Source organism: Arthrobacter sp. 01L42 (genome assembly GCF_056400005.1).
In genome coordinates this window covers 111277-132355 of record NZ_JBFTSL010000012.1, presented here as the reverse complement: position 1 = coordinate 132355, position 21079 = coordinate 111277, and the positions used below count along the sequence as shown (strand labels likewise).

17 protein-coding genes are annotated in these 21079 nt (G+C 68.7%); 7 read left to right on the top strand and 10 right to left on the bottom strand.

The window, feature by feature from the left end; translation table 11 throughout:
* Positions 1 to 21: 21 nt before the first annotated feature.
* A complete protein-coding gene (locus AC1DN2_RS12545) occupies positions 22 to 843 on the bottom strand; it encodes an SDR family NAD(P)-dependent oxidoreductase (RefSeq protein WP_476850571.1) in 822 nt (273 codons plus the stop codon).
* Positions 844 to 1037: 194 nt separating this feature from the next.
* Between AC1DN2_RS12545 and AC1DN2_RS12540 the strand changes: the two genes are divergently transcribed.
* From AC1DN2_RS12540 to AC1DN2_RS12520, 5 genes are all read left to right on the top strand, one after another.
* Positions 1038 to 2228: a glycoside hydrolase family 76 protein gene (locus AC1DN2_RS12540; protein ID WP_476850570.1), complete on the top strand. Its 1191-nt coding sequence runs from the start codon at positions 1038 to 1040 to the stop codon at positions 2226 to 2228.
* 180 nt (positions 2229 to 2408) lie between these two features.
* Positions 2409 to 3464, top strand: coding sequence for an iron ABC transporter substrate-binding protein (locus tag AC1DN2_RS12535; protein ID WP_476850569.1), 1056 nt, complete (start codon positions 2409 to 2411; stop codon positions 3462 to 3464).
* Between the two features lie 110 nt (positions 3465 to 3574).
* Positions 3575 to 5074: an ABC transporter permease gene (locus tag AC1DN2_RS12530; RefSeq protein ID WP_043436715.1), complete on the top strand. Its 1500-nt coding sequence runs from the start codon at positions 3575 to 3577 to the stop codon at positions 5072 to 5074.
* Positions 5071 to 6255, top strand: a complete 1185-nt coding sequence (locus AC1DN2_RS12525) for an ABC transporter ATP-binding protein (RefSeq protein WP_459383792.1) — start codon at positions 5071 to 5073, stop codon at positions 6253 to 6255. Before AC1DN2_RS12530 ends, AC1DN2_RS12525 begins: the two co-directional genes overlap by 4 nt.
* A gap of 130 nt (positions 6256 to 6385) precedes the next feature.
* A complete protein-coding gene (locus AC1DN2_RS12520) occupies positions 6386 to 7525 on the top strand; it encodes an aminopeptidase P family protein (RefSeq protein WP_476850568.1) in 1140 nt (379 codons plus the stop codon).
* Between the two features lie 137 nt (positions 7526 to 7662).
* Here the strand turns inward: AC1DN2_RS12520 and AC1DN2_RS12515 are convergent, their stop codons facing one another.
* Both AC1DN2_RS12515 and AC1DN2_RS12510 read right to left on the bottom strand, forming a co-directional pair.
* Positions 7663 to 7938, bottom strand: a complete 276-nt coding sequence (locus AC1DN2_RS12515) for a DNA gyrase subunit A (RefSeq protein ID WP_476850567.1) — start codon at positions 7936 to 7938, stop codon at positions 7663 to 7665.
* Between the two features lie 108 nt (positions 7939 to 8046).
* Positions 8047 to 8898 carry a lysostaphin resistance A-like protein gene (locus tag AC1DN2_RS12510; RefSeq protein ID WP_476850566.1) on the bottom strand — a complete coding sequence of 284 codons (852 nt, stop codon included), beginning with the start codon at positions 8896 to 8898 and terminating at the stop codon, positions 8047 to 8049.
* 371 nt (positions 8899 to 9269) lie between these two features.
* On the opposite strand from AC1DN2_RS12510, the gene AC1DN2_RS12505 reads away from it, so the two are divergent.
* On the top strand, positions 9270 to 11207 hold the full coding sequence (locus AC1DN2_RS12505; RefSeq protein ID WP_476850565.1) for a glycogen debranching N-terminal domain-containing protein: 1938 nt from the start codon (positions 9270 to 9272) through the stop codon (positions 11205 to 11207).
* Here AC1DN2_RS12505 and AC1DN2_RS12500 read toward each other — a convergent pair.
* Both AC1DN2_RS12500 and AC1DN2_RS12495 read right to left on the bottom strand, forming a co-directional pair.
* Positions 11160 to 11942 (bottom strand): phosphatase PAP2 family protein, encoded by a 783-nt coding sequence (locus AC1DN2_RS12500; protein ID WP_476850564.1) that lies wholly within the window; start codon positions 11940 to 11942, stop codon positions 11160 to 11162. The genes AC1DN2_RS12505 and AC1DN2_RS12500 overlap by 48 nt on opposite strands.
* A gap of 78 nt (positions 11943 to 12020) precedes the next feature.
* Entirely contained in the window at positions 12021 to 12620 is a 600-nt protein-coding gene (locus AC1DN2_RS12495) for a YdeI/OmpD-associated family protein (RefSeq protein ID WP_476850563.1), read from the bottom strand.
* Positions 12621 to 12712: 92 nt separating this feature from the next.
* Between AC1DN2_RS12495 and AC1DN2_RS12490 the strand changes: the two genes are divergently transcribed.
* Positions 12713 to 13489, top strand: coding sequence for a VOC family protein (locus tag AC1DN2_RS12490; protein WP_476850562.1), 777 nt, complete (start codon positions 12713 to 12715; stop codon positions 13487 to 13489).
* A 73-nt stretch (positions 13490 to 13562) separates the two neighbouring features.
* On the opposite strand, the gene AC1DN2_RS12485 is transcribed toward AC1DN2_RS12490, so the two are convergent.
* Genes AC1DN2_RS12485 through AC1DN2_RS12465 form a run of 5 tightly spaced genes read right to left on the bottom strand, consistent with a single transcriptional unit; the run spans position 13563 to position 21041 of the window.
* Positions 13563 to 14825, bottom strand: coding sequence for a M20 family metallo-hydrolase (locus AC1DN2_RS12485; protein ID WP_476850561.1), 1263 nt, complete (start codon positions 14823 to 14825; stop codon positions 13563 to 13565).
* 9 nt (positions 14826 to 14834) lie between these two features.
* A complete protein-coding gene (locus AC1DN2_RS12480; RefSeq protein WP_476850560.1) occupies positions 14835 to 16607 on the bottom strand; it encodes an amidohydrolase in 1773 nt (590 codons plus the stop codon).
* Positions 16608 to 16626: 19 nt separating this feature from the next.
* Positions 16627 to 18054, bottom strand: coding sequence for a gamma-aminobutyraldehyde dehydrogenase (locus AC1DN2_RS12475; RefSeq protein ID WP_476850559.1), 1428 nt, complete (start codon positions 18052 to 18054; stop codon positions 16627 to 16629).
* Between the two features lie 12 nt (positions 18055 to 18066).
* Positions 18067 to 19707: a thiamine pyrophosphate-dependent enzyme gene (locus AC1DN2_RS12470; protein WP_476850558.1), complete on the bottom strand. Its 1641-nt coding sequence runs from the start codon at positions 19705 to 19707 to the stop codon at positions 18067 to 18069.
* On the bottom strand, positions 19704 to 21041 hold the full coding sequence (locus AC1DN2_RS12465; protein ID WP_476850557.1) for an MFS transporter: 1338 nt from the start codon (positions 21039 to 21041) through the stop codon (positions 19704 to 19706). Before AC1DN2_RS12465 ends, AC1DN2_RS12470 begins: the two co-directional genes overlap by 4 nt.
* Between the last annotated feature and the right edge of the window lie 38 nt (positions 21042 to 21079).

Genomic DNA, 21079 nt, shown 5'->3' with positions numbered 1-21079 from the left:
CAGCGGCCATCTCAGACCCGGTCATTTCGGGCCCATGCGGATGGCACCGTCGAGGCGGATTGTCTCGCCGTTGAGCATGGCGTTCTCCACAATGTGCGCGGCGAGGTTCGCGTATTCGGCCGGCCGGCCCAGCCGTGAGGGGTGCGGCACCTGCTGGCCCAGGGAGTCCTGCGCCTCCTGGGGCAGGCCGGCCATCATGGGAGTCTCGAAGATGCCCGGCGCGATGGTGACCACCCGGATCAGCGAGCGCGCGAGTTCGCGGGCAATCGGCAGCGTCATGGCGGCGACGGCGCCCTTGGAGGCGGCGTAGGCGGGCTGGCCGATCTGCCCGTCGAACGCGGCAACGGAGGCGGTGTTGATGATGACGCCACGTTCGGGGCCGCCGAGTTCCGTGGCGGCGGGCTCGGTGGCTGCCATGGCGGCCGCGGCGAGGCGGATCACGTTGAAGGTGCCCAAGAGGTTGATCTGGATGACGCGGTTGAAGGCCTCCAGCGGGAGGACGCCGCCGCGGCCCAGGACCTTGCCGGGGGTGGCGATCCCCGCGCAGTTGACCACGATGCGCAGCGGGCCCAATGCTGAGGCGGCGTCGACGGCGGCCTGCACCTGCGCCTCGTCCGTGACGTCGGCCGGGACAAAGACGGCCCTGCGGCCGCCTCCGGCAGCAGCTTCGCCGGCGCCGGCAGCGGCGGATGCGGTCAGTTCGGCGGCAAAGGCGTCCCCGGCGGAACCCGGCAGGTCCACGAGGACCACCGACGCGCCGGCGTCGAACAGGCGCCTGGCCGTGGCCGCTCCGAGACCGGAGGCCCCGCCCGTGATCAGCGCGACAGTACCCTTGATGTCCATCCATCCTCCTTGATGTGGAACCGAACCCCGGCGGCGAAGCCTCGACGCGGGCGGCGCCTGCAGAGGCGGCCCGCGGGGAACATTAGTTAGTGAATGTTAACTGGAATGCGGCCAATGCGCACCTTTGGGCCGCACACGCCGAGGGCGCAGTCACAGTCGCGGGCCGGACGGGCTCCCGCGATTACGCTTGAGCCATGACCCGAGCCGACGCCTCCGCCCCCAACTGGTCCTTCCGTGCGGACGAGGCCGCCCGCTCAGTGACCAGGCTCTTCGGGCAGCAGCTCTTTTTCCTCCCCGGGACCCACATCGCCGCGATCCTCCGCCCCTCGGGCCGGCTGAAGAACCTGTCCCGGCCCTGGCACTACTGGTGGCAGGCACACTACCTGGACTGCCTCGTGGACGCCGGCCGCCGGGAACTGGGGCCCCCCGGGCATCCGGGAGCCAAGTTCGACGGCGAGAACCGGCCCAGCGCCGGCCGGCTCGCCTCCCGGCTCGTCACAGGCATCCGGCTGCGCAATTTCCTCACGGTGGTCAACAACTACTACGACGACATGGCCTGGCTGGCCCTTGCCACGCTCCGGCTGGACAAGCTCGCCGAGGACACCCGCAAACACACCGGCCGGGAGCGCAACGCCAAGGTCCTGCAAAGCCTGACCCTGCAGTTCGACTCCGCTTCCACGGACGACCTCGGCGGCGGTACATTCTGGAGCACGAAGCGCGACTTCAAGAACACCCCCGCCACCGCACCCGTGGCCCTCTACTACGCGCGGACCGGCAACCGGACCAAGGCGCAGTCCCTGCTGGACTGGCTGGACGCCAGGCTGTACGAGCCCGGACAGGGCCTGTACCGCGACGGCCTCCGGATTTCCGGAACGGGCGAGGCGGTGCTGGAGGAGACCATCTACACCTACAACCAGGGGCCCGTCCTCGGCGCCCTGCTGGAACTCGGGGGCGAGCCCAACCTCGGGCGTGCGGCCGCACTGGTGGACGCCGTGGCGGCCAACCTCACGCAGCCGGCCCCGCTGCTGGGCCGCACCGCCGCGGTGCTGCGCTGCGAGGGAACGGGCGACGGCGGGCTCTTCACGGGGATCCTCGTCCGCTACCTGGCCCTCGCCGCCGTCGACGAACGCCTCCCAGCCGAAACCCGGGCCACGGCGGCGGCGCTCGTGAACGATACGGCAGAGGCCCTCTGGGAGGGCCGCCGGATCCTCCCTCCGAACGACCGCCTCGCGCGCCGCGGCAGCCATCTGGTCTTCTCCGACCGCACCGACGCGCCGGCACGCCGCAGTTACCCGGAAGGCGCCGCCGTCGAGCTCTCCACGCAGCTGCAGGCCTGGATGGTGCTGGAGGCGGCCGCCTCGATCGCGCAGGCGCCCGTCCGATAACCCGGCGACAATTACGTCACGCAATAGTATCGTAATTGAGGTGATCCTCATCACTTAAACCAGCCTCAGGTTGGTCGCTTAGGTTTGGCTAACCTACAGTCTTTCTTAGTGAGCATGCCCTAACTTCCCCGCTCACGGGGGGCAGGGCACTACGACGACTTCCTTGTAGAAAGTAGCCCCATGAAGATCCGCACCAACGCGCTGGCGGGCATCGCCCTGGCCGCCACTGCCGCCCTGGGCCTGGCCGCCTGCGGCTCCGGTTCCTCCGCCACGGCCGGCAGCAGCGCAGCCGCCAACGGCTCCGCCGCCGGCGAGATCACGGTCTATAACGCCCAGCACGAATCCCTGACCAAAGAGTGGATCGACGCCTTCACCGCCGAGACCGGCATCAAGGTGACCGTGCGCCAGGGCGACGACACCGAGATGTCCAACCAGATCGTGCAGGAAGGCCAGGCCTCACCGGCGGACGTCTTCCTCACCGAGAACTCCCCCGCCATGGCTCAGGTGGAAAACGCCGGCCTCTTCGCGGATGTGGACAAGGCCACCGTGGACCAGGTCCCCGCCGAATTCCGCCCCTCCACCAACAAGTGGACCGGCATCGCGGCCCGCTCCACCGTGCTGGTCTACGACAAGAACAAGATCAGCGCCGACAAGCTGCCCAAGTCCATGCTGGACCTGGCCAACCCCGAGTGGAAGGGCAAGTGGGCTGCCTCGCCGTCGGGCGCCGACTTCCAGGCGATCGTCTCGGCCCTGCTGGAACTCAAGGGCGAAGCCGCCACTGAGGCCTGGCTCAAGGGCATGAAGGAAAACTCCAAGCCGTACAAGGGCAACAGCACGGCCATGAAGGCCGTCAACGCCGGCGAAGTCGACGCCGCGCTGATCTACCACTATTACTACTACGGCGACCAGGCCAAGACCGGCGAGAACTCCAACAACGTCACGCCGTTCTACTTCAAGAACCAGGACCCGGGCGCCTTCGTCTCCATCTCCGGCGGCGGCGTGCTGAAGTCTTCCAAGAACGCCGCGGCGGCCCAGTCCTTCCTGAAGTTCATCACCGGCAAGAAGGGCCAGGAAGTGCTCCAGAAGGGCACCTCCTTCGAATACGCTGTCGGCTCGGACGTCCCGTCCAACGACAAGCTGGTTCCGCTCAAGGAGTTGCAGGCCCCCACCGTGGATCCCGCCAAACTCAATTCCGCCAAGGTCACCGAGCTGATGACCCAGGCAGGACTGCTGTAGCCGCAGTGACTAACAAGCTGGCGGTCCCCGGTCCCTCTGGGGATTTGACGACTGACACGACGACGGCGGGCAGGGGTAAACGCCCCCGCCCGCCTTTCGGCGTCTCTGTCGTGTCCATCATCGCGGTCCTCATCGCCCTGTTTTCCCTGGTGCCCCTGGCCTACGTGGTCTTCATGACAGCCTCCACCGGCTGGGACACCGCAATGGCCCTGATCTTCCGCCCGCGCGTGGGCGAACTCCTGCTCAACACGGTGCTGCTGACAGTGGTGACGGTGCCGCTGTGTCTCGTCCTGGGCGTCGGCGGCGCGTGGCTCGTCGAACGCACCAGCCTTGTGGGCCGCAAGTGGTGGGCCGTTCTGCTCGCCGCCCCGCTGGCCATCCCCGCCTTCGTCAACAGCTACGCGTGGGTTTCCGCGGTGCCGTCCCTTGGCGGGCTGTGGTCCGGGGTCCTGATCGCCACCCTGTCCTATTTCCCGCTCGTGTACATCCCGGCCGCCGCGACGCTCAGCCGCCTGGACCCGGCGATCGAACAGTCCGCCGCCTCCCTCGGCCTCGGCGCCTGGCGCGCGTTCTTCCGCGTGGTGCTCCCGCAGCTGCGCATCGCCATGACCGGCGGCGGGCTGCTGGTCGCGCTGCACCTGCTGGCCGAATACGGGGCCTTCGCGATGATCCGCTTCGACACCTTCACCACCGCGATCATGGTCCAGTACCAGTCCACGTTCAACGGCACCGCCGGGAACATGCTGGCCAGCGTCCTGGTGTTCCTCTGCCTGATCCTGCTGCTCGTGGAGGTCCGCAGCCGCGGCAGCGCCCGGTACGCCAGGATCGGCTCCGGGGCCCAGGCACGCGCCTTGCGCCTGCCCCTGCACGCCTACCAGCTCCCCGCCCAGCTGTCCCTGATCGCCCTCACCGGGCTTGCGTTCGGGCTGCCGCTGACGTTTGTGCTGCGCTGGATCGTCGCCGGCGGCCCGGAAATCTGGGCTGCCGAAGAATTCATGCCGGCCCTCCTGCAGACCTTGGCCTACGGCCTCGCGGCGGCCGTCGCCACCACCGTGGTCGCGTTCCCCATGGCTTACCTGGCCGTGCGGCGTCCCGGCTGGTTCAGCAAGTCCCTGGAGCTGTCCAACTACATCACCAGCTCCATGCCCGGGATCGTGGTGGGCCTGGCCTTCGTGACCGTGAGCATCCGAATGGTGCCCAGCATGTACCAGACCTCAGCGCTGCTCATCGCGGCCTACGTGCTGCTGTTCCTCCCCCGGGCCCTCGTGAACATCCGCTCGGGGCTGTCCCAGGCACCGAAGGAACTCGACGAGGCCGCCCAGGTGCTCGGCAAGCCGCCGCTGCTGGCCTTCCTGCGCGTGACGCTGCGGCTCACGGCCCCCGCCGCGGCTGGCGGCGCGGCCCTGGTGTTCCTGGGGATTGTCAACGAGCTCACCGCCACCCTCCTGCTCTCGCCCAACGGGACCCGCACCCTCGCCACCGAGTTCTGGAGCAAGAGCAGCGAGATCGACTACGCTGGCGCCGCCCCCTATGCGCTGCTGATGATCCTGATCTCGGCGCCCATGACCTATCTCCTCTTCCAGCAGTCCAAGAAAGTAGCCGGACAGTGACCGATGTCTACCCGTCGCGTGAGGCCCCCTCGCGCCTCCCCGAGCCGCGGGTCGCGGCTTCCGTGGCCACCAGCACCAACAGCCACCTGGAAATCGACGCCGTCACCAAGAACTTTGGGCCCCAGGCCGTCCTCAAGGGCGTCAACCTCTCCGTCGCCAAGGGCGGAACGACGGCGATCGTGGGACCCTCCGGCTCCGGCAAGACCACGCTCCTTCGCCTGATCGCCGGCTTCGAGCACCCGGACACCGGCAGCATCTCGCTCAACGGGAGCAAGGTGGCCGGGGACAACGCCTGGGTCCCCGCGCACAAGCGGCACGTCGGCTACGTCGCCCAGGACGGCGCCCTGTTCCCGCACCTGACGGTCGGGCAGAACATCTCCTTCGGCCTGGACGCCACCCAGCTGCCCGGCGGGCGCCGCGGCGTCAAGGCGCGGGTGGGCGAGCTGCTGGAAATGGTCTCACTGGACCCGGCCATGGCCAAGCGCCGCCCGCACCAGCTCTCCGGCGGCCAGCAGCAGCGGGTTGCCCTCGCCCGGGCGCTGGCCCGCAAGCCCGCGCTCATGCTGCTGGACGAGCCCTTCTCCGCCCTGGACGCCGGCCTGCGGGTGGCCACCCGCCGCGCCGTGGCCCAGGTGCTGAAGGACGCCGGCGTCACCACGATCCTCGTCACGCATGACCAGGCCGAGGCGCTGTCCTTCGCCGACCAGGTGGCTGTGATGCGCGGCGGCAAGCTGGCCCAGATCGGCAACCCGTTTGTCGTCTACACGCGTCCGGCTGATCGTGCCACCGCCGAGTTCCTGGGCGACGCCGTGATCCTGGATGCCTGGATGGAAGGCTCCCTGGCCACGTGTTCGCTCGGCGGGATCCCCGTGCGCCGCCCGCCAGCCCAGGGCCGGGTCCAGCTGATGCTGCGGCCCGAGCAGATCCGCATTTCCGAGGACGGCCCCATCCGCGGCACGGTGGTGGACACGGACTACTTCGGCCCCGAAACCACGGTGCGGCTCCAACTCCCCGTCCCGCCGGTCCTTGCCGCCGGCGCCATCCCGGACCACCGCTACCCCGGCGGCGGGGAGATCATCACCATCCGGCACTGGAACGCCTCGATCGCCCGCCCCGGCACGGAGCTGCGGCTTCGCGTGGTGGGCGAGGCGGTCGCCTTTCCGATGGATGAGCAGCCGTAACGTCGAGATTCGGCGTCCTGAAGCCTCTGTGCCCCGAAGGCTCACCCGCGACGGGTGATTCCAGAGTTACTGGAGCGGCTGTCCGGGCGATGGGTTGACCGGGGATGCCCCGCGCACGAGAATGCGAACCATGAGTGATCATCGCGGCCTTTCCGGTCCGGCTCCGTTCACCGCCGATGACTTCGCCGAACGGTTGCGGCGAGCAGCCCACGCCGCCCAGGATGCCGGGCTCGACGGCATCCTGGTCACTCCCGGACCGGACCTGCTGTACCTCACCGGTTATGCACCCGTGGCCATCACTGAACGCATCACCATGCTCGTGATCCCCGTCGACGCGGATCCCGCCATGATCGTTCCGAGGCTCGAGAGGCCCGACGCGGAAGCGGCCGCCGGCGCCTCGAATCTGCGGATCACCGACTGGACCGACGGGAGCGACCCCTACACGGAATCTGCCACGCTGATGGCCGGCACCGGACGTTATGCCGTCTCTGACTCGGCCTGGGCCATGCACCTCCTCGGCCTGCAGGATCGACTGCCCAAGTCGTCCTACGTCGCGATGACGACCGCCCTGCCGATGCTTCGGGCGATCAAGGATGACGACGAGATCGAGCGGCTGGCGGCGGCCGGCGCGGCCGCAGACCAGGCGTACGAGGAGATCGTCACCGTGCGGTTCGCTGGGCGCAGCGAGACCGACGTCGGTTTTGATCTCGCCGACCTGCTTCGCCAGTTCGGTCATTCGCAGGTGGACTTCACCGTCGTCGGTTCGGGTCCGAATGGAGCCAACCCTCACCACGAGATCGGCCCGCGGATGATCGAGGACGGGGACATGGTGGTGCTCGACTTCGGCGGCCTCAAACACGGCTACGGATCAGACACGACGCGGACCGTGCACGTCGGCGAGCCCACCGCCGAGGAGCGCGAGGTTCACGACGTCGTCAGACTCGCGCAGCAGGCCGGGTTCGAGGCCGTGCGTCCAGGCGTCGAGTGCCAGGAGATCGATCGCGTGTCCCGGGCGGTGATCACTGAAGCCGGCTACGGCGACTACTTCATTCACCGCGTCGGGCACGGAATCGGGCTGACGACTCACGAGCCGCCGTACATGGTCGAGGGCGAAACCCAGATCCTCCACCCCGGCATGTGCTTCTCGATCGAACCCGGAATCTACCTGCCGGGCAGGTTCGGCGTACGGATCGAGGACATTGTGACGGTCGTTCCCGACGGCGGACGGCGACTCAATCAGACCTCGCACGAGATGAGAATCGTCCACTAGTTAGCCGACCTGGTCCACGATCTGACGTGGCCTCGGAACGAGACCGCTTCTGAGCGTCCTCAGGAGCGATCTCGTATTGGCCAGGCTGAGCGCCAGTCAGAACCCATGCGACCACCGATGCCGCCGTCAGGCGCGGTTCAGTGTCCATCGGGCAACCTTGATCTAAGTTCTTCTGCATGGGAAGCGATGGCCTGACGCTGGTCTCGGGTGAATCTTCTGGCCTGCATGTCGAGGACTGCCCGGCTGGGTACTTCTCCCACGCCCAACAGTTGACCCACGCGACGGATTGCTTCGTCCAAGTCCTCTGAATCCTCAATCACCTGGAAGACCTCGTCCCGCCGATCCATCGCCTGCACCAGAGCCTCGACGATCATCAACTGCTGTTCCCTCATCTGCCGGTCATGCTCATCCATGCCGCGATTCTTGCACGACCGCAGTCTTGGAGCATTTCCGTCCAGTTTGGGGATCGGCTTACGGGCGCTAGTGCGACACCGAGCGAGTTGGTGAGCTGGCCCCTCAGGTCAGGCCACGGCGGGGACTGGGGGGATGTCGTGTGTCCGGTTGGCGCGGCCTTTGACGAGGAAGATGGCAAGGAGCGCCAGGAGTATATAGGCCCAGTTGAAGAGCCCCGCGAGTGATATCAGTTCTTCCGCCCCAGCTGTGGCTGAGGTGGCGTCGATCCCACCGGTGGCGAGGAACGTTGTGGGGTCTGTGGCGGCATGCAGCAGGATGGCCCACGTGATCCGGCCCGTCGCGCGCATGGAGAGGTACATCATGGCACCGAATCCAAAGGTGTAGACGACGGTAACGGCAACAACCAGGGGGGCCATTCCGGTGAGGAGGTTTCCGCTGTGCAGCAGCGCGAAATACAGGGATGACAAGACAAAGACCAGTCGTTCGCCATAGCCGCCGTTTCGGAGCATGTTCACTACTATTCCTCGCGTGGCGAGTTCTTCAGTGAACCCCACGCACAATCCGAAGAACGCCACAACCAGAACAAGCCCGATGGAGTAGGCGGACCAGTTGGTTGCCATCAGCCGTAGGAAGATTGGGACGACGACGAGGAGGACTGCGACCCACATCCAGGCCTTCCCGCGGACGGGTTGGGGACCGAAGATTTCCTTGACCCAGCCGAGGGAGCGAGCGAAGAGAAAGAGCAGTATTCCCGCGAGCAAGATAGGGAGTGCTAAACCTAGGAATGCACTGAGCGGATCGTTCAGGGGGCTTCCCAGGTCGATGGAGCCCCCAACCAGTGCACCTATTCCCAGCCCGATCAGTTCGTACACGCCCCAATACACGGCGACGATCAGGAGCGCTTTCCACCACGTCCCCCGGTTCCAAAACCGGACCCACGTAGAACTGTTGTTTTCCATGATTAGAACTTCCCTCCCCGTTCGTTCCCCCACTTAGTCGGGCCTCCACGCTAAGAATAAGCGATGGAGCGGAAGCGAAAAGTTCTCTCTGATGTCCGGCAAATCATCTTTGGCCACCGTGGCAACGTGACGAAGAGCGACCGCCAAGATGGTTCTGATGAACCCGATGGAAGCGTCCCGTAGGTCGGACACACGACGAAGCTAATCGGCTACGCACGCGTTCCGACGCGGCCGCAGTCCACAGCCCGGCAGCCCGGCAGCCCGGCAGCCCGGCAGCCCGGCAGCCGGCGGCCGACGCCATGACCTCTTAGGCGGTCGGCAGCGGGCTGCGGCGGATTGAGACCGCCCAGTGCCCGGCATAGGGTAGGCGGATGACTGTTCAGCCCGGCCTGCACCGCCAACACTGCTCCGTTGCCGCCCCCACCCAGCTGTGGCTCGACCCTGACGGCCGCCTGGCCGGCGAGGTCAAACCGCCCGGAGCCGGTGACTCCGCTGATCCGGCCGGGTTCACCGGGCTGCTCCACGGCGACACCCGGATGCTCTGCCGGGCGCTCGTGCGCGTCAACGGCCTGGAACCCGAACCGGCCACCGTCGAGACCGAGCCCGGCGGCGTCCTGCGCGTCCGAGGCCTGGTCCGGGGCATCCCGGGACCCACGGAGGATCCCGCCGTCGAGCTCCTCCAGACCTGGACGGTGACGCCGGGCGTGGTGCGGCACACCCTTCAGCTGCGCACCTCGCTGGATTCCCTCGACGTCGAAATCGAAGTAGCCCTCGCGGCCGACTTCACCGACATGGCCCAGATCCGCCTCAGCCGCTTCCGTGACCCGTCCGCGCCGGTCTCTGCCGATGGGTCCACGCTGCGCTGGCAGGAGGATGGCAAGACCCTGGCGGTCGCGGCCCCCGGCGCCGTCACCCCGGAAGGCCACCTCGCCTGGCGCGGAACCCTGGGCCGGGGCCGGCCGTTCGAGGCCGAATGGCAGGCCGTCCTCACCGATGACGACGACGCCGTGGTGGCTGCCCGCCCGCCCGCGGCCAGGCCGCCGCGGACCGGACCTGCCGGGGCCCTGGGCCTGCTCCTGGATAACTCCCTCGATGACGTGGCCGGGCTCCGCCTGGCCACCCGCCAGCTGCCGGACGCCCCGTTCATCGCCGCCGGGGCGCCCTGGTACTTCACGCTGTTCGGACGGGATTCGCTGTGGGCTGCGCGGCTGCTGCTGCCTCTGGACACCGGCGCGGACAACGGGCTGGCGGCGGGCACCCTGCGCGCGCTGGCTGCTTTCCAGGGCACCCGGACGGACGCGGCGGCCGCCGAGGCACCCGGCAAGATCCTGCACGAACTGCGGTCCAAGGAACTGGTTCTTGAGAGCCAGAACCTGCGCCTGCCGCCGGTGTACTTCGGGGCGGTGGATTCCACCCCGTTGTGGCTTTGCCTGCTCGGTGAACTCTGGCGCACCGGCCGGGACGAGGACGCCGTGCGGTCGCTGCTGCCGAACGCGGCACGCGCCGCGGAGTGGCTGCTCGCCGCCGGCTCCCCGGTAGACGGCGCAGCGGACGGCGCAGCCGGCAACGGCGGGTTCCTCAGCTACCGTGACTCCACGGGCCACGGCCTGAGCAACCAGGGCTGGAAGGATTCCCGGGACGCCATGCAGTTCCGCGACGGCCGGCAGGCCGAGGGGCCCATCGCCCTGTCCGAGGTGCAGGGCTACGCGTACCAGGCAGCCATGGGGACGGCGGAACTGTTCGACGCGTTCGGGGAACCGGGCGCTCAGGCGCTTCGCGACTTCGCCGCGGCCCTGCGGCTCAGGTTCCGGGAGCGTTTCTGGGTTGAGGACGACGGCGGGCCGTTCCCGGCCATGGCCCTGGACGGGCACGGGGTCCCCCTGGACATCCCGGGCTCAAACATGGGACATCTGCTGGGCACGGGCATCCTGGACGCGGCCGAAGCCCGGATCGTCGCGGACCGGCTGGTGAGCCCCGAGCTGTTCTCCGGCTACGGCGTGCACACGATTTCGCGGCGGGCCGCAGGATTTTGGCCCTTCAGCTACCACTGCGGCTCGGTCTGGAGCCACGACACCGCCATCGCGATCCGCGGCCTCCTGGCCGACGGTTTTGTCGCAGAGGCACGCACCCTCGCCGACGGCCTGATCGCGGCGGCGGCCTCCTTCGGGCACCGGTTGCCGGAGGTGTTCGCCGGGGTGCGGGCCGAGGACTCGAGCGTCGCGGTACCGTATCCGGCGTCGTGCCACCCGCAGGCGTGGTCCTCAGCCTCGGCGGTGGTGATCGCCCAGGCGATGGGCGTCGGACTCTGACGGTCCCGCCTCCAATGGGTGTTGCCCGGACGGGGCAGCGGCGGCGCGCAGCCCGTCGGCCAGGATAACGATCCCGGTAACGGCGAGCGCCAGGCCCATGGAGGCGAGCACGTCCGTCAGCCAGTGATACCCCAGGTACAGGCGGCTGAAGGCAACCACCAGTGTCCCGGCAGCCGCTGCCGCGAAGCCGAGCACCGACGTCGTCCGTTTGCCCGTCCGCGTGCCGCGGGCCGCCAGAAGCAGGTAACTGAGGACGCACAGGAACACGCCGGCCCCGAAGGTATGGCCGGAGGGAAAGGACAGGGCGTCGTCCGGTCCCAGCATGAAGCCGCTGGCGGCGGGCCGGCTCCGGCCGACGTCGTGCTTCACCAGCGTGGACACCGCGAAGGTCGCCGCCATGGCGCCGACCAGCAGGGCGGGACGCCAGACTTCACGCTTGAAGACCGCCCAGGCCAGTGCCACGGCGCAGCCGATCACCGTCATCCACAGCGGCGACGTCACCGTGGTCACGGCCGTCAGGATGGCGGTGGCCAGGGGGGTCCGGGACGCCACGATTCCGTCGTGCACGGGCCCGTCCAGGTCGGCCACGCCGCTGTTCGACTGCACGGCGGCGAGCACGGTCCAGAAGATCGTCTCGCCCGCAATTAACAGGCCCGCTGCCACGAAGAAGAGCCGCTGCTGGGACGGCAGCGGCAGGCGGGCAGGGGGTCGCGGGGCACGCTGGGCAAGGAGCATCGCCCCATCCTGCCAGAGGCAACTCCCCGCAGCCAGCAAGGGCGCTGGGAATTCTCTGGGATGCGCGGCGGGCGAGCGCTACGGTTCCGGGGGACGCCTGGTCTGCGGGTACGGCGTGTCGAACCTGGCCAGCATCTCCACGAACCCGGCGATCTTCCGCTCCCGGGTCGAGGCCTGCTTGACCGAGTTGGTGCGGTAGATCAGGGCATACCGGTTCACGGACGTCAGGACCTCGAACATCGCCTGCGCCCGCGGCTCCGCCGCGATGGCGGCGGCGAGGTCATCCGGGACCTCCGCCGTCGCCGCGCCCGAATAGGCGGCCTCCCAGCGCCCGTCCGCCTTGGCGGCGGCGACGGCCGCCTGCCCGGCGGGGGCCATCCGCCCTGCCGCCTCCAGGCGGTCAATCCGCTCCACGTTCCGGGCCGACCACACGCTCTTGGGTCCCCGCCGGGTCATCCGCTGGAACGAGCTTTCCTCGTCCCGGCGCCGCCCCTGCCCGTCGATCCAGCCGAAACACAGCGCCTCCTGCAGCGCGGCCTCGTAGTCCAGCTCCGTCACCGATCCGCCCTTCTTGTGCAGCACGAGCCACACCCCGGGACTCTGCGCGTGGTGCTGCTCCAGCCAGGCGCGCCACTCGGCGGCGTCCTTCACCAGCAGTTCCTCCAGTTCAACAGCCATGGCCCCATTGTGCCCTGCCGTGCTGACCGGAGGGGTGCTTTGGTGGCACCATGTCAGGAGGAGCCAAAAACCGTCCCTCGCAAGGAGATCCCATGCTGCGCGTCCGCCCGATCCACTACACCTCCCGCATGGACCAGTGGGAGGGCCTGCTGTCCGCCCTCGGCATGGTGCGCACAGTCGACGACGGCAACTGGCAGGAGTTCGACGCCGGCTCGGGCCGCCTCGCGCTGCACCGGGTAGCGGCGGGTGCCGCCGGGGCTGATGCCGGGGACGGTGCCGGTGCCGGAATGGTGCTGGATGGAAAGACGGACTTCGGCGTCGAGGTCGGAGACCTGGCAGAATTCGCGCGCCGCACCAATCTGGCCGGCGCGGAGGACGGGACCACCCCGGCCGAGCTGGTCAACGCCCGTCACGGCGATACCTGCCGGATCACGGGCGGGGACGGGTTCGGCTTCTTCGCGGACAAGGCCGCCCACGGCGCGCAGTGCGCGGACGCCGATCCGGCCCTCGCCGTCGTCGAAGTCTGGTTCACGCCGGACGCGGCCGCCGCCGAGCAAACCCTGCGGAACATGGGCGCCCGGCTGCGGCCTGCCCCGGACGACGACGAAACCGCGGATTTCACGGCGAAGAACGGCGGCGTGCTGATGGTCCGGCCCGCCAGCGGCGCCGCCCGGACCGGCCTGGGGTTTGAATACACTGGCGACCTCGCCGGCCTGCGGGACCGCCTCGCGGCCGCCGGCCACCGGGTCAGCCTGACGGAAGAGGCCTTCGGCCGGACCCTGCACGTGGCCAACCCGGACGCCGCTGACCTGCCGGAGAACCCCCACGGGGCGATGCTCTGGATCTCGCAGAAGCCCGAAGGCGCCTGAGAAGGCACTGGCCAGGCGCCCGGGGGTTCCGGGGTGGCCGCGGAGGACCTGTGAAGTACAGCCGCGCCCTCGGTCAGTCCTCCAGCGCCCCGTTGCAGAGCCGGTTCACTACCTCGGTGAGCATCGCCAGGCCCGCCACGATGTCCTCGTCCGTGGTGTACTCGTGCTCGTTGTGGGAGATCCCGTCCACGCTGGGCACAAACAGCATCACCGTCGGGACCAGGTCCTTCATGTTGGTCGAATCGTGCCCGGCCAGGGTCATGACCTGCTTGTTCGCAAGGCCCAGGTCCGCCGCCACCTTGGCCGCGAGTTCCACGCCTTCGGGCTGGTAGGGTGTCACGGGCCAGGTGTGGGCGTGGTTGCGCTCCACCGTGACGTTCGCCAGCTTCTCGATCCCGGCGATGCGCTCGTCCAGCAGGGCGTCGGCCTCGGCTAGGACAGCTTCATCGGCGCTGCGCAGGTCCAGCAGCAGGCTCACCCGGGACGGCACCACGACGGGCGAGTTGGGGTAGACATTCAGTTGCCCCACGGACGTGTGCAGCACGCCGGGGAAGGTGTCGGCGAGTTCCCGGGCGGCGACCACCATCATTGACGCCCCCAGCAGCGCGTCTTTCCGGTCCGCGATCACGGTGGATCCGGTGTGGGCCTGCTCGCCGTGGACCACGAACTCGTATTTGTTGGCCGCCCAGTTGGAGTTCACCAGGCCGATGGTGATGCCTTCACGTTCCATGCTCCGGCCCTGTTCAATGTGGATTTCGGCGCAGTACGCGGCTTCGGGGCCCTCGTAACTGCCCCGGCAGCCGATCGCGTCCAGGGCCTCGCGGACCGTGACTCCGGCCGCGTCCTTGGTGGCCAGCGCGGTTTCGAGTTCGAGCTTTCCGGTGTAGACGGAGGAACCCATCATGGACGGCTTGAAGCGTGAGCCCTCTTCGTTGAACCAGTTGACCACCGCGATATTGAACCGGGGCTGCCCGGCGTCTCCGGCCGCGGCCCACTGCTCCACGAGCCGGAACGCCGCGTGGGCTGCGGCAAGCACGCCGTACGCGCCGTCGTAGCGTCCCGCCGTCGGCTGGGAATCCATGTGGGAGCCCACCACGACGAAGGGAGCGCCCGGCACGGCCTCGTACAGGCCCCACTGGTTGCCGGCCCGGTCGAACCGGACGGTGAAGCCGTTGGCCTCCAGCAGGCCGGTGAGCCACTGCCGCTGCTGGCCGTCCGGCACGCTGGCGGCCTGGCGGTCCACGCCGCCGTTCTCGGTAGCACCGAATTCGCTCATGGTGTGGAAGTCCCGCACGAACGCGGCGTCGCGGGTGCTGAAAGTGGTGTGAGTGGTCACGGTTTTCCCCTATGAACGGTTGGTAGCTGGGTTGAAGAATGGACCGGTTGCGGCCGGACGGGCCGCAACCGGGGTCATGATGCCGGCGGTCCGGAACGTAAAGTCCCCCCCGACGGCGGTGGCCAGCACCTGGAGCCCGGCGATGCTGGCCGCAGTGAGCGGGGACCCGGACAGGACGGTGAAATCGGCGAGCTTCCCTACGGTCAGCGAGCCTTTGACACCGGAGGCTCCGGTGGCTGCGGCGGCTCCGGTGGTATACGCCGCCAGGGCCTGGAGCGGGCTCAGCCGCTCGTCCGGGTTCCCGAAAACGGCCCCGGAGGCGGTGCGCCGGTCCACGAACGCCTGCATGCCGCGGAGCACGTTTCCGTCGGCCACGGGGCGGTCGGAGCTGCCGGCGAGTGTCACACCGGCGGACAGGAACGACGCCGCCCGGTAGGCCCAACCGAGCCGTTCCGGGCCGAGGGACAGCGTCATGCCGTCCCCGCCGTCGGCGAAGAAGCTCGCCTGCGGGGTGACGGCGATGTCCGCGGCGGCCAGCCGTTGCAGCTGTTCCGGCCGGGTCATCGAGGCGTGTTCGATCCTGTTGGGCACGGCCCGGGGGCCGTATTTGGTGGCGCAGCCGGTGATGATGTCGATCGCGAGGTCAACGGCGCGGTCGCCGATGGCGTGCGCCGCGATCGACCAGCCGGCCGCGTAGGCGGCCTCGATCTTTGCCCGCAGCGCGTCCGGTTCGGCCTGGAAGTAGCCGGTGTTGCCGGTGTTGTCCGTCCCGCCGTGGCTGCAGTAGTCATGGCTGACCGCGGCCGTTTCGCCGAGCAGTGACCCGTCCAGGAACACCTTCGCCGGGCCCAGGGACAGGAAATCGCCGCCGAAGCCGCTGGCGATGCCCAGATCCAGTCCGGCCGGCGTGGTGCCCGGCGGGTGCTGCCCGCCGAGCGGGTGGAGCACATCCAGAACGGGCATCAGCTGCGCCCGGGCGTGGAGCCTGCCCGCGGAGGCCGCCCGCTGGTAGGCGGCCAGCTCCACGGGGCTGTGGCCGATCCAGCCGCCGCCGATCCCGGCCTCGGTGAAGCTCGTGATGCCCTCCGCGGCGTAGTAGGTGGTGGCCCGGTCCAGTGCGGCTTCGATCGCCTCGGACGAGTACGGCAGGATCAGCTGCTGGATCAGCTGCTGCGCGGTTTCCTGGACCAGCCCGGTGGGGCGGCCGTCGGCGTCGCGGACAATGACGCCGCCGTCGGGGTCCGGAAACGACGCCGGCTCGGCGCCGGCCAGCCGGAGCGCGGCCGTGTTGACTACGGCCATGTGCCCGGAGTTGTGCCGCATGAACAGCGGCCGGTTTCCCGTGATCCGGTCCAAAACGGTGATGTCCGGGAACTCGCCGCCGTGCTGCTGCTGGCTGAAGCCGGTGGCCAGCAGCCAGTCCGGCGCCGGTCCGGTCCCGGGCTCCGGCCCTGCCTCAGACTCTGGCCCTGCCTCAGGCTGCGCGCTGTCTGCCGCCATGCCGGCCTCCAGCAGGGCGTAGAGCTGGTGCAGGCCGCGCGCGGCGGAGACGTCCAGTTCGCCCAGGCCGAGCCCGAACCAGGTGGTGTGGCAGTGGGCGTCGATGAAGCCGGGGGTCACGGTGGCGCCCCCGAGGTCCAGGACTTCGGCCGCGTCCAGGCCGGCCAGGTCGTCGTCGAGGCCCACAATCCGGCCCTGCCAGACTCCCAGCGAGGTGGCATGCGGGCGGCGCTCATCCATGGTGATGATGTCCGCGTTGCGCAGCAGCAGATCGAGTTTCAAGGGTTACCTACGTGGTTCTTTAGCGGTGGGAGGTGGTGACTGACTTGATGCGGGTGTAGTCCTCCAGGCCAAAGACGGAGAGGTCCTTGCCGGTCCCGGAGTGCTTGAAACCGCCGTGCGGCGCCTCAGCGGGGATCACCTGGTGGCAGTTGATCCAGACGGCGCCGAAGTCCAGCTCATTGGAGACCCGCGTGACCACTCCGTGGTTGTTGGACCAGACGCTGGAGGCCAGCGCGTACTTGGTCCCGTTGGCGAGCTCGATGGCCTCCTCCTCCGTGGCGAACGGCTGGACGGTGACCACGGGTCCGAAGATCTCCTCGCACACCACCTCGTCGGCCTGGAAGACGCCGTCGATCACGGTGGGCTCGAAGTGGAAGCCGGTGCCCGTCCGCTTGCCTCCGGCCAGGACCCTGGCGTTCGCGGGCAGCCGGGACATGAAGCCTTCCACCCGGTCCAGCTGGGCGGCGCTGTTGAGCGGGCCCAGGTCCGCGGCGTCGCCGCCCACCTGCAGTGCTGCGGCTGCCGCGGCGAGCGCGGCACCGAACTCCTGGTGGATGGAGTCCTCGACGAGCACACGGGTCACGGCGGTGCAGTCCTGCCCGGCGTTGAAGAACGCACCGAGCGCGATCTCCCTAGCCGCCACGTCAATGTCTGTGTCGGCGAAAACGATCGCCGGTGCCTTGCCGCCGAGTTCCAGGTGGACGTCCTTGAGGGTCTTCGACGCCGCGGACATCACCTGGGCCCCGGCCCTGGTGGAGCCGGTGATGGACACCATTTCCGGGATCTCGTGATCCACCATGGCGGCACCGGTCCCCCGGCCGCCGCAGATGACGTTGACGACGCCGGCGGGGTAGGCCTCCTGCGCCAGTTCGCCCAGCACCAGGGTGGACCAGGGCGTGGTATCGGCCGGTTTCAGGACCAGCGTGTTGCCGGCGGCGAGCGCCGGTCCGATCTTCCAGATGGCCATCATGAACGGGTAGTTCCACGGGGTGATCTGGGCGACCACGCCGAGGGGTTCACGCCGGACGGTGGAGGAAAAGCCGCGGACGTATTCGGTCTGGGCGGTCCCGGACACCACGCGGCAGGCGCCGGCGAAGAAGCGCAGCTGGTCGGCGCCGCGGAGGATCTCGATCTCGCGGGTGATCTGGCGCGGCTTGCCGGTGCAGGCTACCTCGGCGTCCAGGAGCCTGTCGACGTTGGCCTCGATGAGGTCGGCGAGTTTGAGCATCATGGCCTGGCGTTCGGCCGGGGTGGTCCGCTTGTAGCTCTGGAAGGCGGTGTGGGCGGCCTGGAAGGCGCGGTCCACGGTGGCGGCGTCGCTGTCCGGGGCGGTGCCGAGCTGGACTCCGGTGGCGGGGTCGAAGAACGGCAGGGTGGCCGCGTCCGAACCGTCGGCGGCGCTGCCGGGGACGGTCTCACCATTGATGATGTTGTGCAGGGTGATCATGACGGGCTCCGGTCAGTTGCTGGCGGTCTTGGGTGAGCGGGTGGTGGGGTCCTGCGGGAGGTGCAGGACTGCCGGCAGCCCGGATTCGACGGCACGGCGGAAAGCGGCGCCGAAGTCCTCTGCCTTCTCGACCCGTTCGCCGTAGCCGCCGTAGGACCGGGCCAGTGCGGCGAAGTCCGGGTTGGTCATGTGCGTGCCCGAGGGCCGGCCCGGGTAGTGGCCTTCCTGGTGCTCACGGATCGTGGCGAAGATGCCGTTGTCCACCACGAGGGCGATGAACTTCCCGCCGTGGCCCATGGCCGTGGCCATTTCCTGGCCGTTCATCATGAAGCAGCCGTCACCGGCCACGGAAATCACCTGGCGGCCGGGGTAGGCCAGGGAGGCAGCCACCGCCGCCGGGATCCCCATGCCCATGGCCCCGTTGCGGGGTGCGGCGAGGGAGTTCGCGGTGTTGTGCTTCAGGTAGCGGGCCGGCCACAGCGAGTGGTTCCCGGCCCCGTACGTGATGACGGCGTCGTCGTCCATTTCCTGCTTGAGGATTTCCATGACGACGTCGAGGTCCACATATTTCGAGTCCACTCCGTTCCCGCTGTCCGGCTGCGCGGTGGAGAACTTCTCGTAGTCGGCGCGGGCTCCGGCCAGCCAGCCGGCGTCGGGATCCGCTTCGGAATCCTTGGCGGCGAGTGCGGTGGCGAAGGACGAGACGTGGGCCGGAATGTGCTGGTCCAGCCGGCCGAAGTGGCCCAGCAGATCGGCGCCGGGGTGGACGACGACGGTGACGGCATCCAGTCCGCGCTTGTAGCCGTCGGAGAGCACGTCGGCGCGGACGCAGCCGACGAAGACCAGCAGGTCGGCCTCGTCGAGGCGGCGGGCGTTGGCGTCGCTGCGGGCGTAGCCGAGGTAGCCGGCGTAGGCGTCGCTGTTGTGCGGGACGGCGTCGTAGGCGCGGAAGTCTGCGAGCACCGGGACGCCGTGGCGTGCGGCCCAGCCGGCCAGCGCGTCGGAGGCTGCCTGGTCCCAGCCTTCGCCGCCCACCACGATCAGGGGCTTCCTGGACGCGGCCAGGCGCGTCTCGAGGCCGGCGAGATCGGCTGCTGCAGGTTCAGTCCGGGCGACGGTCCGGGGCTCCACCGTGGCCGATTCGATCGCGTGGACCAGCACGTCTTCGGGGAGGCCGATCACCACGGGACCCGGCCGGCCGCTGAGGGCCGTGAAGATGGCGTCGTCCACAACGCGGGCGGCGGAGGCGGCGTCGTCGAGCGTCACGACTTTCTTGGCGGTGCTGCCGAACCAGGCGTTGATGTCGAATTCCTGGAACGACTCCCGGCCGCGGTCCGCGACCGGGATGAGGCCCACGAACAGGATCATCGGGGTGGCGTCCTGGTATGCGGTGTGGATGGCGATGAAGGCGTTGGCCGCGCCCGGACCACGGGTCACCATGGCCACGCCCGGAAGCTCCGTGAGCCGGCCTTCGGCGAGGGCCATGAATCCGGCGCCGCCCTCGTGGCGGGTCACCACCGTTTCAATGGAGGATCCGTGCAGGCCGTCCAGCACGTCCAGGAAGCTCTCCCCGGGGACGCCGTAGACGCGCTGGATACCGGCTCGTTCCAGCTGGGCAACAATCAGGTGCCCGGCGGTAGTTGTTGTGCTCAATGCTTCATTCCCTTTTCTTCGATGCTCAGTGCGGGGAGGAAAATGCCGGACAGTGCGGTCAGCGCGGAAACCACCAGCAAGATGACGGCGCCGGGCCAGAACGAGTTGCCGTTGGCGGCCACGAGGGCCGTGGCGATCAGCGGCACGAAGCCGGAGATGACGCCGGCGCTGTTGGAGGTGATGGCGACGCCGGTGTACCGGACCTTTGTGGCGAAGAGTGCGGTCAGGGCCGTGCCGGACACCGCGTAAGGGATGGACAGGGTGGATACGCCGACGATCATGGCGATGATGACCAGGGCGGGGTTGGCGGTGTCGATGGCCAGGAAGACGGGTACGGCGATGACGGCGGAGGCGATGCCGCCCCAGAGGATGACCTTGCTGGCGCCGTATTTCTCGCCCATGCGGCCGGCCCAGATCAGGGCGAAGATTTCCACGACGGCGGCGAGGAGCGAGCCGAGCAGCAGCGTTTCGTAGGGCATCTTGAGCACCTTGGTGCCATAGAAGACCACGAAGCTGGTGATGAGGTAGAAACCGCCGATACCCAGCAGCGCGGAGCACATGCCCACCAGGATCTGGCGCCAGCTCTTCGTCAGGACTCCGCGGATGGGTGCGTGCTCGGTCTCGCCGGACTCCATGAGGGCTTCGAATTCCGGGGATTCGCTGAGCTTGCTGCGGATCCACATCGAAACGGCCAGCAGCGGGATCGCCGCGATGAACGGGATGCGCCAGCCCCACGCGTCGAAGTTGGCCTGGCCCACCAGGTACAGCATTCCGAAGAACCCGCCGGAGGACAGGATGGTGCCGATCGGCGAGCCGAGCTGCGGGAGGGCTGCGTAGCGGGCGCGTTTGGCGACCGGGGCGTTTTCGACGGCGATAATGACGGCGCCGCTCCACTCGCCGCCGACGGCGAGGCCCTGCAGGATGCGCAGCGCGACCAGCAGGATGGGGGCCGCGACGCCGATCGTCATGTAGTTCGGCAGCAGGCCGATGAGCCCGGTCACGAGGCCGATACCCACGATGGTGACCATCAGGATCTTCTTGCGCCCCACCTTGTCGCCCAGGGCACCGAAGATGAAGCCGCCGATCGGGCGGGCCACGAAGCCCACGGCCAGGGTAGCGAAGGAGCTCATGGCCGAGACGAAGGGGTCCTGGGACACGAAGTACTGGGCGTTGAACACGAGCGCCGCGGCGGTGGTGAACAGGAAGAAGTCGTACCACTCCAGCGCTGTGCCGACGAGGGCCGCGAGGGCGACTTTCTTGGCCACGCTCTCATCGACAACCCCGGGCAACTGCGGACTGGCGGTGGTAGTGGCGTTGCTTGCGCTGCTTGCCATGATTACTCCAAAGAAATGTGACGGGTCTTGACGGTGGC

Bases quoted from the DNA above. Each gene is read 5' to 3' on its own strand.
- AC1DN2_RS12535 (WP_476850569.1), top strand. From the start codon at position 2,409: ATGAAGATCCGCACCAACGCGCTGGCGGGCATCGCCCTGGCCGCCACT.
- AC1DN2_RS12545 (WP_476850571.1), bottom strand. From the start codon at position 843: ATGGACATCAAGGGTACTGTCGCGCTGATCACGGGCGGGGCCTCCGGT.
- AC1DN2_RS12515 (WP_476850567.1), bottom strand. From the start codon at position 7,938: ATGGATGAGCATGACCGGCAGATGAGGGAACAGCAGTTGATGATCGTC.
- AC1DN2_RS12520 (WP_476850568.1), top strand. From the start codon at position 6,386: ATGAGTGATCATCGCGGCCTTTCCGGTCCGGCTCCGTTCACCGCCGAT.
- AC1DN2_RS12465 (WP_476850557.1), bottom strand. From the start codon at position 21,041: ATGGCAAGCAGCGCAAGCAACGCCACTACCACCGCCAGTCCGCAGTTG.
- AC1DN2_RS12540 (WP_476850570.1), top strand. From the start codon at position 1,038: ATGACCCGAGCCGACGCCTCCGCCCCCAACTGGTCCTTCCGTGCGGAC.
- AC1DN2_RS12510 (WP_476850566.1), bottom strand. From the start codon at position 8,898: ATGGAAAACAACAGTTCTACGTGGGTCCGGTTTTGGAACCGGGGGACG.
- AC1DN2_RS12490 (WP_476850562.1), top strand. From the start codon at position 12,713: ATGCTGCGCGTCCGCCCGATCCACTACACCTCCCGCATGGACCAGTGG.
- AC1DN2_RS12475 (WP_476850559.1), bottom strand. From the start codon at position 18,054: ATGATCACCCTGCACAACATCATCAATGGTGAGACCGTCCCCGGCAGC.
- AC1DN2_RS12505 (WP_476850565.1), top strand. From the start codon at position 9,270: ATGACTGTTCAGCCCGGCCTGCACCGCCAACACTGCTCCGTTGCCGCC.
- AC1DN2_RS12500 (WP_476850564.1), bottom strand. From the start codon at position 11,942: ATGCTCCTTGCCCAGCGTGCCCCGCGACCCCCTGCCCGCCTGCCGCTG.
- AC1DN2_RS12495 (WP_476850563.1), bottom strand. From the start codon at position 12,620: ATGGCTGTTGAACTGGAGGAACTGCTGGTGAAGGACGCCGCCGAGTGG.